This is a genomic window from Alkalicoccobacillus gibsonii, assembly GCF_016798245.1.
Classification (GTDB): domain Bacteria; phylum Bacillota; class Bacilli; order Bacillales; family Bacillaceae_D; genus Alkalicoccobacillus; species Alkalicoccobacillus gibsonii.
This window is the reverse complement of record NZ_JAEUZA010000001.1, coordinates 777,535-792,938: the sequence shown is the minus strand read 5'-3', so window position 1 is coordinate 792,938 and position 15,404 is coordinate 777,535. Positions and strand designations below refer to the sequence as shown.

The 15,404-nt window shown below is 39.3% G+C and carries 14 protein-coding genes; 7 read left to right on the top strand and 7 right to left on the bottom strand.

What is annotated here, in order from left to right; genetic code table 11:
• The first annotated feature begins 37 nt into the window (after positions 1–37).
• Complete coding sequence (locus tag JNO66_RS04290; protein WP_203086956.1) at positions 38–616, top strand: DNA-3-methyladenine glycosylase; 579 nt, start codon at positions 38–40, stop codon at positions 614–616.
• 42 nt (positions 617–658) lie between these two features.
• Here the strand turns inward: JNO66_RS04290 and JNO66_RS04285 are convergent, their stop codons facing one another.
• Positions 659–1,588, bottom strand: a complete 930-nt coding sequence (locus tag JNO66_RS04285; protein WP_210340766.1) for a diacylglycerol/lipid kinase family protein — start codon at positions 1,586–1,588, stop codon at positions 659–661.
• Between the two features lie 165 nt (positions 1,589–1,753).
• On the opposite strand from JNO66_RS04285, the gene JNO66_RS04280 reads away from it, so the two are divergent.
• Positions 1,754–2,737, top strand: coding sequence for an acrylyl-CoA reductase family protein (locus JNO66_RS04280; protein ID WP_203086954.1), 984 nt, complete (start codon positions 1,754–1,756; stop codon positions 2,735–2,737).
• Between the two features lie 51 nt (positions 2,738–2,788).
• Here the strand turns inward: JNO66_RS04280 and JNO66_RS04275 are convergent, their stop codons facing one another.
• Positions 2,789–3,748, bottom strand: coding sequence for a C40 family peptidase (locus JNO66_RS04275; RefSeq protein WP_203086953.1), 960 nt, complete (start codon positions 3,746–3,748; stop codon positions 2,789–2,791).
• 290 nt (positions 3,749–4,038) lie between these two features.
• On the opposite strand from JNO66_RS04275, the gene JNO66_RS04270 reads away from it, so the two are divergent.
• The gene (locus tag JNO66_RS04270) at positions 4,039–4,821 is read left to right on the top strand and encodes an SDR family oxidoreductase (RefSeq protein ID WP_203086952.1); all 783 of its coding nucleotides are present in this window, start codon (positions 4,039–4,041) and stop codon (positions 4,819–4,821) included.
• A 72-nt stretch (positions 4,822–4,893) separates the two neighbouring features.
• Here the strand turns inward: JNO66_RS04270 and JNO66_RS04265 are convergent, their stop codons facing one another.
• On the bottom strand, positions 4,894–7,005 hold the full coding sequence (locus JNO66_RS04265) for an ATP-dependent Clp protease ATP-binding subunit (RefSeq protein WP_203086951.1): 2,112 nt from the start codon (positions 7,003–7,005) through the stop codon (positions 4,894–4,896).
• A gap of 309 nt (positions 7,006–7,314) precedes the next feature.
• On the opposite strand from JNO66_RS04265, the gene JNO66_RS04260 reads away from it, so the two are divergent.
• The 4 genes from JNO66_RS04260 (at position 7,315) to JNO66_RS04245 (ending at position 11,258) form a co-directional block, all read left to right on the top strand.
• Positions 7,315–8,100 (top strand): exodeoxyribonuclease III, encoded by a 786-nt coding sequence (locus tag JNO66_RS04260; protein WP_203086950.1) that lies wholly within the window; start codon positions 7,315–7,317, stop codon positions 8,098–8,100.
• Positions 8,101–8,276: 176 nt separating this feature from the next.
• Positions 8,277–8,870: a hypothetical protein gene (locus tag JNO66_RS04255; RefSeq protein ID WP_203086949.1), complete on the top strand. Its 594-nt coding sequence runs from the start codon at positions 8,277–8,279 to the stop codon at positions 8,868–8,870.
• 61 nt (positions 8,871–8,931) lie between these two features.
• Complete coding sequence (locus JNO66_RS04250) at positions 8,932–9,954, top strand: LLM class flavin-dependent oxidoreductase (RefSeq protein ID WP_203086948.1); 1,023 nt, start codon at positions 8,932–8,934, stop codon at positions 9,952–9,954.
• Positions 9,955–10,256: 302 nt separating this feature from the next.
• Complete coding sequence (locus JNO66_RS04245; protein WP_203086947.1) at positions 10,257–11,258, top strand: LLM class flavin-dependent oxidoreductase; 1,002 nt, start codon at positions 10,257–10,259, stop codon at positions 11,256–11,258.
• Here the strand turns inward: JNO66_RS04245 and JNO66_RS04240 are convergent.
• The 4 genes from JNO66_RS04240 to JNO66_RS04225 are packed head-to-tail and all read right to left on the bottom strand — an operon-like array spanning position 11,250 to position 15,275.
• Positions 11,250–11,552 carry a hypothetical protein gene (locus tag JNO66_RS04240; protein WP_203086946.1) on the bottom strand — a complete coding sequence of 101 codons (303 nt, stop codon included), beginning with the start codon at positions 11,550–11,552 and terminating at the stop codon, positions 11,250–11,252. The two genes, JNO66_RS04245 and JNO66_RS04240, sit on opposite strands and share 9 nt — an antisense overlap.
• Positions 11,553–11,597: 45 nt before the next feature.
• A complete protein-coding gene (locus tag JNO66_RS04235) occupies positions 11,598–12,740 on the bottom strand; it encodes a Ger(x)C family spore germination protein (RefSeq protein ID WP_203086945.1) in 1,143 nt (380 codons plus the stop codon).
• Entirely contained in the window at positions 12,737–13,828 is a 1,092-nt protein-coding gene (locus tag JNO66_RS04230) for a GerAB/ArcD/ProY family transporter (protein ID WP_203086944.1), read from the bottom strand. Before JNO66_RS04230 ends, JNO66_RS04235 begins: the two co-directional genes overlap by 4 nt.
• 16 nt (positions 13,829–13,844) lie before the next feature.
• Entirely contained in the window at positions 13,845–15,275 is a 1,431-nt protein-coding gene (locus tag JNO66_RS04225) for a spore germination protein (RefSeq protein ID WP_203086943.1), read from the bottom strand.
• Positions 15,276–15,404: the final 129 nt, after the last annotated feature.

Here is a 15,404-nt window from a genome sequence, read left to right as displayed (position 1 = left end):
TATAAGTCATACGTTTTATCATAAGGTGGATGGGAAAATGTCGCAAGTGCTACCAGAGTCGTTTTATGAACAGTCCACACTTTCTCTATCTAAGAGCTTACTTGGCAAGCATTTAGTTCATGAGAGTCCTGAGGGTAAGACCGTTGGCAAGATTGTTGAGACGGAGGCCTACCTTGGTGTGATTGATCAAGCAGCACACAGCTTTAATGGAAGGCGAACGAAACGTACGGAGGTCATGTTTGGCCCTCCAGGGGTTATCTATACATATGTGATGCATACTCACTGTTTGATTAACATTGTCTCTAACGTTGTAGATGTGCCTGAAGCTGTTCTCATTCGAGCAATTGAACCGGTTGAAGGTGTGGAGCTTATGAGAAAAAGAAGAAATAAACAAGGAGTTTTATTAACAAATGGGCCAGGGAAGCTAACGAAAGCAATGGGAATTACGATGGATGCATACGGCAGCATCATTACAGAACCACCTATCTATATAGTGAATGGTCCAACTCCCACCGATATTCAGGTAGGACCACGAATAGGAATCGATAACAGTGGGCCCGCTAAGGAGTATCCTTACCGTTTCTGGATTACGAATAACAAATATGTCTCCAGATAGTTAAAAATCCTCAGAGGAAATGGTTTCCTCTGAGGGTTTTTCTTATTCTTCAACTAAGTAAATCCATTCAATTGCTTTTTGATGTATCACTACATCAAGAGGAGTCTCAAGATACAACTCTCCATCTGAGTCAGCTAGTTGCGCCTGATCGGTTGTTAACTTTAATGAATTTGTACGGAAAACCTCAATATCTTCTGCCTGTGAAAGCCATTCCTTAGCCGTATCAGATCTTGATTTGTTATATACATTCTTTAATAAAGAAAAGCCCGCTTCCTTTAAAATATATAAATCAAGCTTTCCATCATCCATCACGTTATCTTGCACAAATAACCCAGCGGTTCCGAGATAATGACCATTCATGGCTAGAATCATAACCGCTTCGCCTTCAAAAGACTCAGTATCAGTCTGCAAAGAATAGGAGAAGGAGGTTGGGTCTTTTAATGATTGCACAGCGCTCATAATGTAACCTAACTTACCCCATTTTTCTTTCAAGTGACCTTCTTTCGCTTGTGAGGCTTCCGTTATTAAACCAACACCTACAAAATTAGAAAAATATCGGTCGTTCACCTGACCCATATCAAGCTTTTTACTATGATTAGCCAAGACAGCTGCGATTGCTTCTTTTACAGTACGAATGTTTAAGGAACGCGCAAAATCATTACATGTTCCTCCAGGTAGAATAACAACTTTAGGACGCTTTTCTTCTTCAACTTTCATTAATCCATTAATGCATTCATGAACAGTCCCATCTCCACCAAATATAAGAAGTAAGTCTACTTCAGAACCAAGACGTGAACAAACGTCTTCTGCTTCACCTTTTTCAAGAGTTTGAAGAAGCGTAAATTCATGAACGTGGGGGGCTAGTTGCTCTACAATGTCTCCTAGTTGATCAGTTATTTTGTCTTGTCCTGCTTTAATGTTGTATAGTAAAATGGCACGGTTATACATGGTTGGCACCCCTTTATTGGTCATAAGGTTGTAATACGTATCATTACCCTTTTTCCATTATTTCAAGCCAAATTAGGGGATGTTGTTTGTTTTATAGTTATCCATAACATTATTATGTAAACCGATGTTTCACTGTACGAAAAGGCGGAAATAGTAAGTAATAGTTTAAACGTAAGGAGATTGGTAAAGATGGCAGCATTTAAAGCATTTGTTCTACAATCAACTAACCCTGTAAAAACAGGAGTTCAAGAATGGTCAACGGATCAATTAGATGGAGATGTACTCATAAAGGTTTCATATTCAAGTGTTAATTACAAGGATGGAATCGTAGGACGCACGGGGAACATATCCGAGTTTACGCCATTAATTCCAGGAATTGATCTGGCTGGCGTCGTAGTGGAGTCTAATGACCAACAGTTTAAAGAAGGCGACGAGGTCATTGTAACAAGTTATCGTTTAGGTACAGGACATCATGGTGGATTTAGCGAATACGCTAAAGTTCCTGCTGAATGGGTGGTTCCAAAGCCGGCTGGACTTTCTTTAAAAGAGGCTATGGTACTTGGTACTGCAGGATTTACAGCGGCATTATCAGTTGAACAGCTTGAGAAAAACGGCCTTAATCCAAAACAAGGTCCAGTCCTAGTTGCCGGAGCAAGCGGCGGAGTAGGAAGCCTTGCAGTCAATATGCTGGCCAACTTAGGATATGATGTTGCTGCAAGTACGGGTAAGAAAAACGAAGAAGATTACTTAAAAAAGCTAGGAGCCAAAGAAGTCTTAGATCGAGACGATTTGGTTGATCATGAAAATAAGTCAACTAGGTCTTCAAAATGGGCAGGGGCTGTTGATCCTGTAGGTGGGAAAACAACTCAATATATTCTCTCAACTCTTTCTTACGGAGCATCTGTCGCAACAAGTGGATTAGCTGGAGGAGTAGATGTCTCAACTCAAGTATACCCATTTATCGGTAGAGGCATCAATTGGCTAGGCATTGATTCTGTCCGTTGTCCAATGGATATTCGTAAAAACATATGGAAACGACTAGCAACTGATTTAAAGCCAACATGCCTTGAGGATGAAGTGGTCATTGAAGTGAAGCTAGAAGAACTTGATCAAGTGTTCAAAGATATTTTAGAAGGCAAAGTAAGAGGGCGTACGATTGTAAAAATGGGATAAGTAAAAACGCTAGAAGAGATTAATCTCTTCTAGCGTTTTATATTTTTAATATTAGTTTACTGAACCTGCACCGTAGTAATGGTTGCTCCAGTATCCAGCGTTCAGATTGCTTTTTTGTACGCCGCTGCTGCTTGCATGAACAAATTGTCCACCGCCAACATAGATACCAGCATGAGATACAGTAGGTGCTCCGCTATACGTGCCAGTGAAGAATACTAGATCACCAGCTTGTAGGTTTGATTTAGATTTTTTAGCAGAAGAATCATAGATTCCTTGTGCTGTACGAGGAAGGCTAATTCCTTCTTGATTAAATGCGTAGTTGATGAAACCACTGCAGTCAAATCCAGCTGGAGTCGTACCGCCCCATTTGTAAGGTGCGCCAATTTGAGCTTCAGCTGCTGCGATAACAGATCCGTAGCTTGCAGAAACTTGAGTTCCAGCTACTTGAGTTTGAGCACTTACGGTATTTTCTTCAGAAGCTGTCTCTGTAGCAGAAGCAGTTGCTGTTTCTGTTGCAGATGCACTTTCATTTGATGATGAAGCTTGTGCAGTATTTGAGCTAGCAGGAGCAGAAGAAGTTGTTACTTCGCCACCTAGTGCAGAAATTGTTTGACGACCAGCTAGTCCATCAACAGAAAGACTTTTATCTGCTTGGAATGAACGTACAGCAGCCTCTGTACCAGCACCAAAGATTCCATCTACACCATTTGTGTTATAACCGTGATTAACAAGTTTTGCTTGAAGATCTTTTACAGCTTGTCCAGTTTGCCCTTGGCGAAGAGTAGAAGAAGAAACAGCTTGAGTTTCCTCTTGAGCAACTGCATTTTCAGTAGCAGCTTGAGTTTGTTCTGCTTGTTGAACCTCAGCAGCTTTGTTTTCTTCAACGACTTTGCTCATGTCAACATTTGCATAAGCATTTGAATTTGCTGCTAGTGTTGCAGCTGAAGCTAGTCCGACTACGAAACTTGTTTTAATAACAAGCCCTTTAACATTTGAATTAGTTTTAAACATATAATATACCTCCGAATGATTATAATTAAACGATTATGTACGAAATTTATTTAGTTTTTCTTTAACATTTATTAATTTAACTCATTTAAATAACAGTGAGGTTTTAAGAACATTACAATTCGATTACAATTTGAAATTTATCGTTTAAAATCGAAAGAAACTTGGAATAAGAATAGAATGTCAAATGAATTCTATGGAAAAAGCTATAAAAATGCAAGATTTTTACGAGAAAAGTAGTTTGAGTACGTACTACATAACTAATATTGATGGATGATAGGAGGATATGGAATATGGCTAAACAAGATAAGTCTATTGCCATTGTTACTGGTGGGGGTTCAGGCATTGGAAAGCAATCTGCGATTCAATTAGCGAAACAAGGCTATTCAGTAGCAATATTTGAGGTAGAAGAGGATTCGGCGTCTGAAACAGTAAAAGAAATTCAGGCACTAGGTGCAGAAGCAATGTTTGTAAAAGGTGATGTACAAAAGGAAGATGATATTCAAACAGCATTTTCTAAAGTTGCATCTTCGTGGGATGGATCAATTAAAGCCGTATTAGCAAATGCAGGTGTAAATGGCGTATTCCAAGCAATTGAGCATATGAAAGTAGAAGATTGGGATACAACTCAAGCAACGAATTTACGAAGTACGTTTTTAACTACCAAACACGCCATTCCATATTTAAAAGAAGCGGGTGGAGGAAGTATCGTTATTACAAGTTCAATAAATGGGAATCGGAAATTCTCAGGAGCGGGTATGAGTGCATATAGTGCGTCCAAAGCAGGGCAGGTTGCATTTATGAAAATGGCTGCTGTTGAACTTGGGCAATATAATATTCGTGTAAATGCGGTTTGTCCTGGAGCCATCGAAACAAACATTGGCGAAAACACACATATTCAAAAGGAAGTGGATGAAATTCGGATTCCTGTAGAGTATCCAAAAGGTGAGATTCCTTTAGGGGGACATGGTAAACCCGATCAAGTTGCGAGTGTCGTTGGGTTTTTATGTTCTGAACACTCCAATCATGTGTCAGGAATGGAGCTTTACGTAGACGGTGCTCAGTCGTTACTATGATCTTAACTCATCTATGTAAAAAGGAGTACATTCCAGTATCGGAATGTACTCCTTTTTAGTTTTAAAAACGTTTTACGCTTTTTGAACAACAAGCTCATTGTCTTGAACCGTTACTTCAATGGAAGATACCACTTCTTCATCAATGATTAATTCAGTGATTTCATCTTCAATCGTTTCTTGGATCACACGGCGTAGTGGACGAGCACCAAATGTAGGGTGATAACCAAGCTCAGATAACTTACGTTTTGCTTCATCCGTAACAGACATTTGGATATCTTGTGCATCAAGACGACCTTGGAGCTCATTAAGCATAACATCAACAATAGCTACCAGATTGTCTTCAGATAATTGATTAAACTCAATGATTCCATCAAAACGGTTGAGGAATTCTGGTTTAAAGTAATCATTTAATGACTCAAGAATGCCAAGCGTTTTACTTTGTGCATGGTTAAAGCCAACAGACGCCTTTTGAATTCCTGCACCCGCATTAGATGTCATAATGATAATCGTATCTTGGAAAGAAACCACACGTCCTTGGCTATCGGTGAGACGACCATCTTCTAAAATTTGCAGGAAGCTATGCTGTACGTCTGGATGTGCCTTTTCAATCTCATCCAATAAAATGATGCTGTAAGGCTTCCGACGAACTTGTTCTGTTAATTGACCACCATCATCATGGCCAACGTATCCTGGAGGAGAACCGATTAATTTAGAAACAGAGTGTTTTTCCATAAACTCACTCATGTCTAAACGAATCATCGCGTCTCGACTACCGAATACCTCTTCAGCTAGTGTTTTACTGAGCTCCGTCTTACCAACGCCAGTCGGACCAACAAACATAAAGCTGATTGGACGGTTAGCGGCTTTCAAGCCAGCACGACTTCTTTTCACCGCTTTAGCTACTTTTTCAACGGCTTCTTCTTGACCAATTACTTGACCTGCAAGACGAGAAGCAAGGTCTTTCATTTTTTGTTGTTCTGCTTTTTGTAGCTTTTTCACTGGGATGCCTGTGCGTTTTTCAATGACATCTTGAATTAAATCAACTGTCACTTCTACAGCAGCACCTGTTGATTTTTGCAGTTGTTCTTGAAGTAGCAGCTCTTCTTGGCGGAGCATCGCTGCTTTTTCATAGTCTTCCACTTCAGATGCTTGTTGCTTGTCTTCGCGAATCTTTGTTAAGCGTTCTTTCATTTGTTCTTTATCCTGATTCTCATCTGATAATGAGAGTCTTGAACCGACTTCATCAAGAAGATCAATGGCCTTATCCGGTAAGAAGCGATCCTGAATGTAACGATCAGAGAGAGTGACGCTTGCACGTAATACGTCATCTGAATAAGCAACATGATGGTACGCTTCATAAATCGGACGTAATCCTTTTAAGATTTCAAATGTCTGCTCAAGTGTAGGTTCAGCAACATTTACAGGTTGGAAACGACGCTCAAGTGCTGCATCCTTCTCAATTTGGCGGAACTCTTTAAGCGTTGTTGCACCGATTAATTGAAACTTTCCGCGAGCAAGTGCCGGTTTTAAAATATTTGAAGCGTCCATGCTGCCATCATTCGAAGAACCAGCACCAACCATCATATGAATCTCATCCATAAAGATAATGACATCTTGACGTTCCTCTACTTCAGCAATCAGCTTTTGAATATTCTCCTCAAACTGACCACGATAGCTAGTGCCAGCTACAAGAGACGTAAGATCAAGACTATAGATTTGTTTGTCACGAATCTTAAATGGAACGGAGCCCTCTGCAATACGTCTCGCAAGACCTTCAGCAATCGCCGTTTTACCAACACCAGCTTCACCAATAAGCACTGGATTGTTTTTTGTTCTTCGGCTTAGAACTTGAATTACACGTTCCACTTCCTCGTCTCGACCAATCACTGGATCAATCTCACCGTTTTTAGCAATGGCAGTAAGGTTACGTCCGTATTGATCAAGAAAACCATCACCAGCACCCTGTTTTTGTTTTACTTTTTGTCTAGTGCCTTGACCATTTTCAGCATTCTGGTTCATAAAGTATTGCTTAAATAGATCATCAAATGATCCACCTTGACTATTAAGAGGTTGCTGCATCATTTGAAAGCATTCACCACAAAGTTGTATGTTACGAGCTTGATTATTAATCATTAATTTCACATCTACTGATGCATCACGTTGCTGACAATGTTGACATTTCATGTTAAACATTCCTCCTAAGTAAGAATGAATTTAGACTTTGATTAACTTTGACCTTTGAGTTAAAAAAGAAGGCCGAGTTCTTTGACTAAGTCTGACCTTAATTTTAAAACAGATACAATTCATAGTCAAATGAACTGCTTATGTGTTTTTTGATTCTACATGTATTATACCTGACCTTTTTTGACCTTTCAAGTATTTTGTTTGATCTTTTTTGATCAATATAGAATAGTGGATCTGAATGGTAAGGTCTATTATGATAAAATAGGTCAAATTGGTCAAATGATTAGCTTGAGATTATTGGGGGATATAATGAAATTTATTTCGTGGAATGTTAATGGGATTCGAGCATGTGTAAAAAAAGGTTTCTTAGACTACTTTTATAATGAAGATGCAGACTTTTTCTGCTTACAGGAGACAAAGTGTCAACCAGAGCAAATTGATCTTGATCTCAAGGGCTACAAGCAATACTGGAATAGCGCAGAAAGAAAAGGGTATTCCGGCACAGCTATATTCACAAAACATGAGCCAATACGTGTGACGTTTGGTCTTGGAGATGAGATAGAGGATTTAGAAGGGCGCGTTATTACATTAGAATATGAAGGATTTTATCTACTGACCGTGTACACTCCTAATGCAAAGCGTGATTTAACACGCTTAGGCTATCGGATGCTTTGGGAAGAAGCAGCACGCCGTTATATTCAAACATTAGAGGAACAAAAGCCCGTTATTTTGTGCGGAGACTTAAATGTTGCTCACAAGCCACAGGACGTAAAGAATGACCGGGCCAATATCGGTAACGCTGGCTTTACAGATCAAGAACGAGGGAAGTTTACGAAACTACTTGAAGCTGGTTTCATTGATTCCTATCGAACAATTTATCCTGAAACAGACGATGCGTTTACGTGGTGGTCCTATATGGCTAATGTAAGGGAGCGCAATATTGGATGGCGGATTGATTATTTTCTTGTTTCAAATAAACTTGCTCCTTTCTTAAAACTCGCGGATATTGATTCACATATCTACGGAAGTGATCACTGCCCGGTGAAGCTTGAGCTTACTTTGTCAGATGAAGCTCATGATGAGAGCCGTGACTAAACCTACTATAACCACTCCATAAAAGGAACGTAATTCTTTCATATAGATCACCTCAACTTATTACTATTATATGGGTTGAGAAATGGTTAAACAATATCGTATGAAGGATTCATTTTACAGCCCATTTAGTGAACCTTTATACTCACAATAAATGTTAAGAAGAAAGAGGCGGAAATATGAATTTAGTATGGTATGTAAGTTATGGATCAAACTTAATGGAGGAGCGCTTCCATTGTTATATAAAAGGTGGGATACCTGTTGGATCAACTGAAGCTGAAAAAGGATGTCGCGACCACACACTCCCTATTGCCAACAAGGGCTGCGAGTTACCTTACCCTCTTTACTTTGCAAAGGATGCAAGCAAATGGGGGGTAGGAGGCGTTGCCTTTATAGGACATCAAGAGGATCCTTCAGAGAAAACCATTGCCAGGCAATATCTTATTACCTTTGACCAATTTGTTGATGTTGTGGAACAAGAAAACGAAGCAGACGCATCCGGTTTATCTTTTGACGAATTGGTTGAGAAAGGATCTGTTACGTTAGATGATGGCTGGTATGGTCGCGTTGTATATCTTGGGACAGAGGATGGGTACCCTAAGCTTACGTTTACGAATCCTCAAGATATAGGAACGGATGCTTTTCATAAGCCAGCAGAGCCGTATGCACAAACCATTGCTAAAGGACTTTCTGAGTTATCTTATTCGGATGAAGAGATTACGTCCTATTTGGAATCAAGACATGGATTTCAAAGCTCACAAGCAGGAAAGTAGACACCTGATGTTCTGAGTCCTTACAATAGGTGCATGGATTCAAGAAAGGTAGATGAAAAGAATGAAGTTAACACAACCTCATGCTAAACAGTTTAAACATACATTGTTATCAGTGCTTGATTTAGCACCTATTACGCAAGGATCGAATGCGACAGAAACATTTAAACGAAGCCTTGATTTAGCTCAAAAAGTAGACGAATGGGGATTTAATCGTTACTGGCTCGCGGAGCATCACAACATGCCTGGAATTGGTTCATCAGCCACTTCGATTATCATTAATCATATTGCGCAAGGAACAAAGCAGATCCGAGTTGGATCTGGAGGAATTATGCTCCCAAATCACGCTTCACTTATGATTGCTGAACAGTTTGGGACACTCGATGCGCTTCATCCTGGTCGAATTGATTTAGGTCTAGGTAGGGCTCCAGGAAGTGATCAGTTAACAGCTCGTGCTTTGCGTCGTACGTTGTTTAGTAATGGAGAAGACTTTCCAGAGCTCGTCGAAGAACTACAAGCATATATGAGTGAGGATGTATCCACTGGTGTTAAAGCCTATCCAGGAGTTGGGCAGGATGTACCGATTTGGTTACTTGGGTCAAGTGGCTTTAGTGCAAGACTTGCCGCAGCGAAAGGAATGCCATTTTCTTTTGCTTCACACTTTGCACCGGATTATATGCATCAAGCCATTGATTTGTATCGTAGTCGATTCGAGCCGTCAGAAACACTTTCTAAACCACATGTGATGCTTGGTGTAAGTTTAGTTGCAGCAGATACAGACGAGGAAGCAGAATATTTATCAACTTCTCGTAAACAACAAATGCTCGATTTGATGCGAGGCACACCTGGTCAATTTAAACCACCTGTTAAAAACCTTGCAGACCATTATTCTCCGGGTGAAATTGCAGCTCTTGAACGAAACCGAGGAGCAAGCTCTTATATGACAGGTTCACCTGAAACCATTAAACAAAATCTAAGTGACTTTATTGATGAAACAGGTGCAGATGAAATCATCATTTCTTCTGATACATTCGATCATGACGCACGCGTTCGCTCACATGAAATTGTCGCTGAATTATTAACATAATGAGGAGAGGCTAAGACAAAACTATAAATGAACGAGAAAATGGCGAATGATTCTACGAACGAATCATTCGCCATTCGTGTTTCTCGGTTTTTTTGGTAAGACGAGCGAAAGGAGAACCCGACTCTCCTGTGGATACAGTACGTGGTGAAGACTCTGTAGCGATGGGGTTCCGCGTAAGAGGCTGAGGCCGTGCCACGTGGGTGGGAGGGATTCTCCTGCAGCGGATATCTTGCTCTGTTCGTGTTTTACCATCTACATTAAAGTTTTGTCCCACGCTCTTTCTAATAAAGGAGGGATTCCCGTTGAAGCTAAGTATTTTAGATCAAGTTGTTCAATCAAGAGGTCAAACTCCCGAAGAGGCAATTGAGGAGAGCATTCAACTCGCACAATTAGCTGAAGAGTGGGGATATCATCGGTATTGGGTTGCTGAGCATCATGATTTACCAGGCCTTTGCTGCCCTGCTCCTGATCTTATCCTTAGTTTGATCGGTTCAAAAACGGATCGAATTAGAATTGGATCGGGTGCAGTTTTACTGCCAAATTATAAACCATATACGATCGCTGAACGATATCATCTTCTTGCAACCCTTTATCCAGGAAGAGTAGACCTTGGAGTCAGTCGTTCTCCCGGAGGTTCAGCAGAAGCTTCCAGGGCATTAACGGATAATATGCTGCAATCCATTTATCAAATGCCTGCAAAAGTAGAGGAGCTCCTACATTTCCTATCCAATGATTTTCCGGAGAACCATATCTATTCTTCATTAAAAGCGGCCCCTGTTCCTGAGGTCTCACCAAGTCCATGGATTCTTGGTACGAGTAAAAAAAGTGCTGAACTTGCAGGATCACTTGGGCTCCCTTATGCAGTTGGACATTTTATGAACAAAGCATCAAGTGAGGAGGCTGTGAAAACGTACCGAGATCACTTTCAACCTTCCAACTACTTAGATAAGCCTGAAGTGATTCTAGCTGTTTCGGTTATCTGTGGAGAAACAGAAGAACAAGCGGAAGAACTGGCATGCAGCGGGCAGATCTGGTCGATTGAACGAACGGCAGGGAAGGGCAACGAAGGATTGCCTCCAGTCACATATGCCAAACAGTATTCTTTAGAAGAGACGGAAAAAGAATTGCAAATACAATTACGAGAACAGCAAATTGTAGGAGATGCGAAATCCGTTAGGGAGCAAATCAATACGTTGGCGCACGCTTATCAATCTAACGAGTGTATAGTCTTAACTAACGTTCATTCATTAAATGAGCGGATCGCTTCTTATCAGAGGCTTGCTTCAACATTTAAGTTAACGTAAATCTAAGTGGTTGGCCACTTCTGACACATAAAAAGCTAACTCATTTTGCTCAAACCATGAAAGGACTTCTAGTAATGAAGAAAGTGGAACTGGATCCGCTTCAGCTTTAGGTAAGGTTTGATCAATTGCATCTAGTAATTGTTGGTTTTTAGGTTGATGCGGATAGGCTTTTTCGTAGATCATCACGGGATCAAGCTCATGATTCACACACCATTGTGCATATAAAAGAATCATGAGCGTTTCTTCTTGTTTATATTTTTGAATAATAAAGGCTTCACGTTCTGATGGGTTCATATGTAGTCAACTCCTAAAACAATGTCGTCTTTATCATATCATATATCATTTATCACTCATTCTCTTTTTAATAGAACCTTTTGTACCAAAATCTTCAGCTGTAACAGACACAGAAAAGGAAATATCTGATTCTGAGAAGTACCGGTTCCATTCTTCTTTATGTTCTTTCCAAAAGTCAGGCTGTTGAACTTTTACGTATTCTGAAAACCCTATGACATCAGCTTGTATTTCTGTTTGCAACTTACGGATAAAATCCACCACGCGATTCTTAATTTCTTCTTCTACAGCTCTTTCACGGTTCACACTGTAGGCCTCTTTAAATGAATCACCTTCTTCGTTCCAATCCTCAGAAATTCGTCCTTCTGTTTCTGAATGAACTGTAAAATAAATCCGGTCATTTTTATATTCAGATTTCACTTTAACCTTTACATCATCAAGAATTTCAAATGCAAGTGGCATAGAATCCTCTTCAGTTGATATAACCCCACCTTCAATACGCCCTGTTAACCAATTTAATGTAGCAATGTCGTCAACTGATAATTCTTGATTCATTATTTTACCGTCAGAAATGATTGCACCTCCCGCTAAAGCAATTTGATTATTAATGACTTCTACATTCTGTAAAACAAAGCTAACTTTTTTCTGTAAGTTTGACGATACCTTACCTAAAGAAACAGATGGCAGTATTTTTGTAGAGCGGCTTCTATTTTCAATCAGGCTATACAATTGATTAGAGGGTATTTCATCCCTATCAGTGGTTGAAAAAATCTTTTTTATAGATTCATCTGTCGTAAATACATAAAGACTTCGGCGAGTTTTGTCATCTTTTACTAATTGATTGATCACTTCATCTAATCTATATTTTTGAAGAACTTTGTTATGTATCAGTAATATTCGTTGATGATCACTATACACTGGGTCATCTCGCAAAGCTAAATTTCTTATTGCACTATGTACTGTTTTACCTGAGGTATAAATATTCTTAAAGGGAGACCCTTGTGAGCTGTCTCCTCCATTGCTAGGCGGTACTATAATTTGGTGACCAAGGGCTATATTGTCACTATCTTCTTCTAGATCAATTCCTACACCAATTACTAATGAAATGTCTTCAATACTTCGGCTATCCCAACAACCTGCTAAAAGAATCGCCATGATTAAAAGACTACATAGACATTTTATCTTTCTCATGAGCTCACCTTCTTTTTTATACTAACTACTAGAAAACAAATGAGTGGAAGCCCTACTAAACATGCTAAACCAACACGGTTGACAACACTTGAGAGGAAAACGATCTCTGCGGAGTCATCAGGGATATAAGCGACAATAAAAGCAACTGGCACTACGATCAAACAAGTAATAAACGGTCGAATCGAAAATCGTTTTTTCATAATATAACAGCAGTTAAACATATTAATGGCACACAAGGTGAAGAATTGAAGAATCCACGTAGATAGTAAAAGTGAATCTAATCGTTCAATAAAAATTCCTTGAATACTAAACGTCTGGATAAAGGAAATGGTTGGCCACGTTAACGTCATCACTTCTTGATAGCTGAGGGCACCTACTACAATGATATAAGAGATGGAATAAAGGAGTGTTGTGCTTCCAATTGCGATCGTAGCAGCTCTCATTTTTTTCGTTTTAGAGGTTGTAAATGCTAACAGAACTAATAAGGATTCAAGACCTAGAAAAGATAAGGTTGTATTTAAAAACCCTTTATATAAAGGTGCGAATCCTTCATATAAGATGGGACGTAGGTTATTAATATTTACTTCTTCAATACCAGATACAAAGATAAAAAAAACAACAAACAAACAAAATGGAAGAAAGAATACACATACTCGAACGAGAGTAGAAAAAGGTTTAATAGCTAGGTAAGCTGCTAAAAAAATAATAATAAAAATGACAAGCATTTGCGGCGTTTTCTCCAGCAAGAAGAACCGCACCATTTCACTCATTGCGACGGCTTCATATCCAATGAGAGTAGAAAAATAAAGAACTAAGAGTGCGCATATTACTTTGCTAATAATTGATCCGAATGCTAATTCACTATATTCTACAATGTCTTTAACCTGATGCTTTTTAAAATAATATAACAGGAGAAAGACAGCCAATAAAATAACTCCGCCTGAGATCAGTAAAGAAATCCAGCCATCAGGGGAATCCAGGATCGCTGTAAGATAACGGGGAATGACAAGAAATCCAACACCTAACATGCAATTGATCATAAGAACAGTTAATCGGAAGGTTGTGAGTGTCTCTGTTTCTTTTTCCATTGATATTCCCCTCCTTTTATTGAGCAGATTTAATCTTCTTAGGCAAACGTAAGAATAAATCCAGAAATTTCTTTCTTGAGATTGAAAATTCAAATGAGAAATAATGGGTCCCAAAGCTTTTTAAGCTTGCTAAATGAATCGATATCCAGATAAAGAAACAAACAGTCCCAAACAATCCAAAAATGGCAGCAGAAATCATGGCTCCAAAACGCAACATTCGAAAGGAAAGTCCGAAGCTATACTGCGGGACTGTGAAAGAAGTAATCGTTGTAATAGCGATGATAATAACCATTAAAGAACTCACGATATTGGCTTCAACTGCCGCTTGGCCGATGATAACTCCACCAACTAACCCTATTGTTTGACCTAAGGGAGTGGGAAGACGAATTCCAGCTTCTCTTAATAACTCAATGGTGATCTCCATAATGATTGCTTCTATAAAAGGAGGGAATGGAATATTTTGTCTTGTTCCAGCAATTGTAATAGCAAGCTCCGTTGGAAGAAGGCCTTGGTTAAAGGAAACCAAAGAAATATAGAAAGCAGATAGAAACAACGTAATAAAGATCGATAAATAGCGAAGCATTCGTATAAAACTCGCAGCAAGCCAGCGCTCATAATAGTCATCAGGTGATTGGAGGAGCAAATCAAACGTAGTAGGCATGATAAGTGCAAAAGGTGAGCCGTCTATAAACATTGCAACTCTTCCCTCGTTCAACGCCGCAATGACCCGATCTGGCCGCTCCGTGTTTTGCATTTGCGGAAACGGTGACAATGAATTGTCCTCAATTAGTTCTTCTAGCATTCCTGAATCCTCAAGATTACTTGTTTTTATCGAGGACAAGCGTTTATCGACCTCTTTTAAAAGCTCATCACTAACTTCCTTTTGGTTATAAAGGTATTGAATTAATTTCTCGTTGTTTTGCACATCTAATTTGTGTTCTTTCACAATAATGTTCTGATCGCGAGTTAATTGTCGGATGAGTCCTACATTATCGTTAATACTCTCAATAAAAGCTAGCTTAGGTCCTCGAATAACCTTCTCACTAGAAGAGTCTTCTAGACCTCTTTTTAAATTGTCGGCAGTATCAAAAATATAGACCTCTGCAGATTGATCAATAATTAACACAGACTTGCCTTCAAAGATAAAGCGAATACAGTCAGAGAGGTTGTATGTTGTTTGATAGGAATACGTTTGTAAGGATTTCTGAACGATTTCTTCTTGAGGCACGTCTTGAAACAATGAAGGAGTAATCTTTTCAAGCTTCTGAATAAATGACATAAGTGTTGTAAAGTTCGTTCTTGATTTTAAAAAGTAAAACGTACAGGACTTATTTAATTCAATCATAAAAAACTGACGTTCGCCAAAGTCTGATTGGTTCGAGAAAAAGGTATGTAATAGTGTCTTGTTATAGTCAGTATCTGTGTTAAAATGAACCGTTTGATCCATTTTCCTCGCTCCTCTCAGTTGGTGTACGTTTTGGTAGTGTGTCTTTGTCTAGCTGAATTATTCACCTGCGATTGAAACGGTTGACGCCACCGAACAAATGTGTAAAATATAAGTAGATTAGCACTCGTA

Bases quoted from the DNA above. Each gene is read 5' to 3' on its own strand.
- JNO66_RS04250 (WP_203086948.1), top strand. From the start codon at position 8,932: ATGAAGTTAACACAACCTCATGCTAAACAGTTTAAACATACATTGTTA.
- JNO66_RS04290 (WP_203086956.1), top strand. From the start codon at position 38: ATGTCGCAAGTGCTACCAGAGTCGTTTTATGAACAGTCCACACTTTCT.
- JNO66_RS04255 (WP_203086949.1), top strand. From the start codon at position 8,277: ATGAATTTAGTATGGTATGTAAGTTATGGATCAAACTTAATGGAGGAG.
- JNO66_RS04280 (WP_203086954.1), top strand. From the start codon at position 1,754: ATGGCAGCATTTAAAGCATTTGTTCTACAATCAACTAACCCTGTAAAA.
- JNO66_RS04265 (WP_203086951.1), bottom strand. From the start codon at position 7,005: ATGAAATGTCAACATTGTCAGCAACGTGATGCATCAGTAGATGTGAAA.
- JNO66_RS04225 (WP_203086943.1), bottom strand. From the start codon at position 15,275: ATGGATCAAACGGTTCATTTTAACACAGATACTGACTATAACAAGACA.
- JNO66_RS04285 (WP_210340766.1), bottom strand. From the start codon at position 1,588: ATGACCAATAAAGGGGTGCCAACCATGTATAACCGTGCCATTTTACTA.
- JNO66_RS04235 (WP_203086945.1), bottom strand. From the start codon at position 12,740: ATGAGAAAGATAAAATGTCTATGTAGTCTTTTAATCATGGCGATTCTT.
- JNO66_RS04240 (WP_203086946.1), bottom strand. From the start codon at position 11,552: ATGAACCCATCAGAACGTGAAGCCTTTATTATTCAAAAATATAAACAA.
- JNO66_RS04270 (WP_203086952.1), top strand. From the start codon at position 4,039: ATGGCTAAACAAGATAAGTCTATTGCCATTGTTACTGGTGGGGGTTCA.
- JNO66_RS04230 (WP_203086944.1), bottom strand. From the start codon at position 13,828: ATGGAAAAAGAAACAGAGACACTCACAACCTTCCGATTAACTGTTCTT.
- JNO66_RS04275 (WP_203086953.1), bottom strand. From the start codon at position 3,748: ATGTTTAAAACTAATTCAAATGTTAAAGGGCTTGTTATTAAAACAAGT.
- JNO66_RS04260 (WP_203086950.1), top strand. From the start codon at position 7,315: ATGAAATTTATTTCGTGGAATGTTAATGGGATTCGAGCATGTGTAAAA.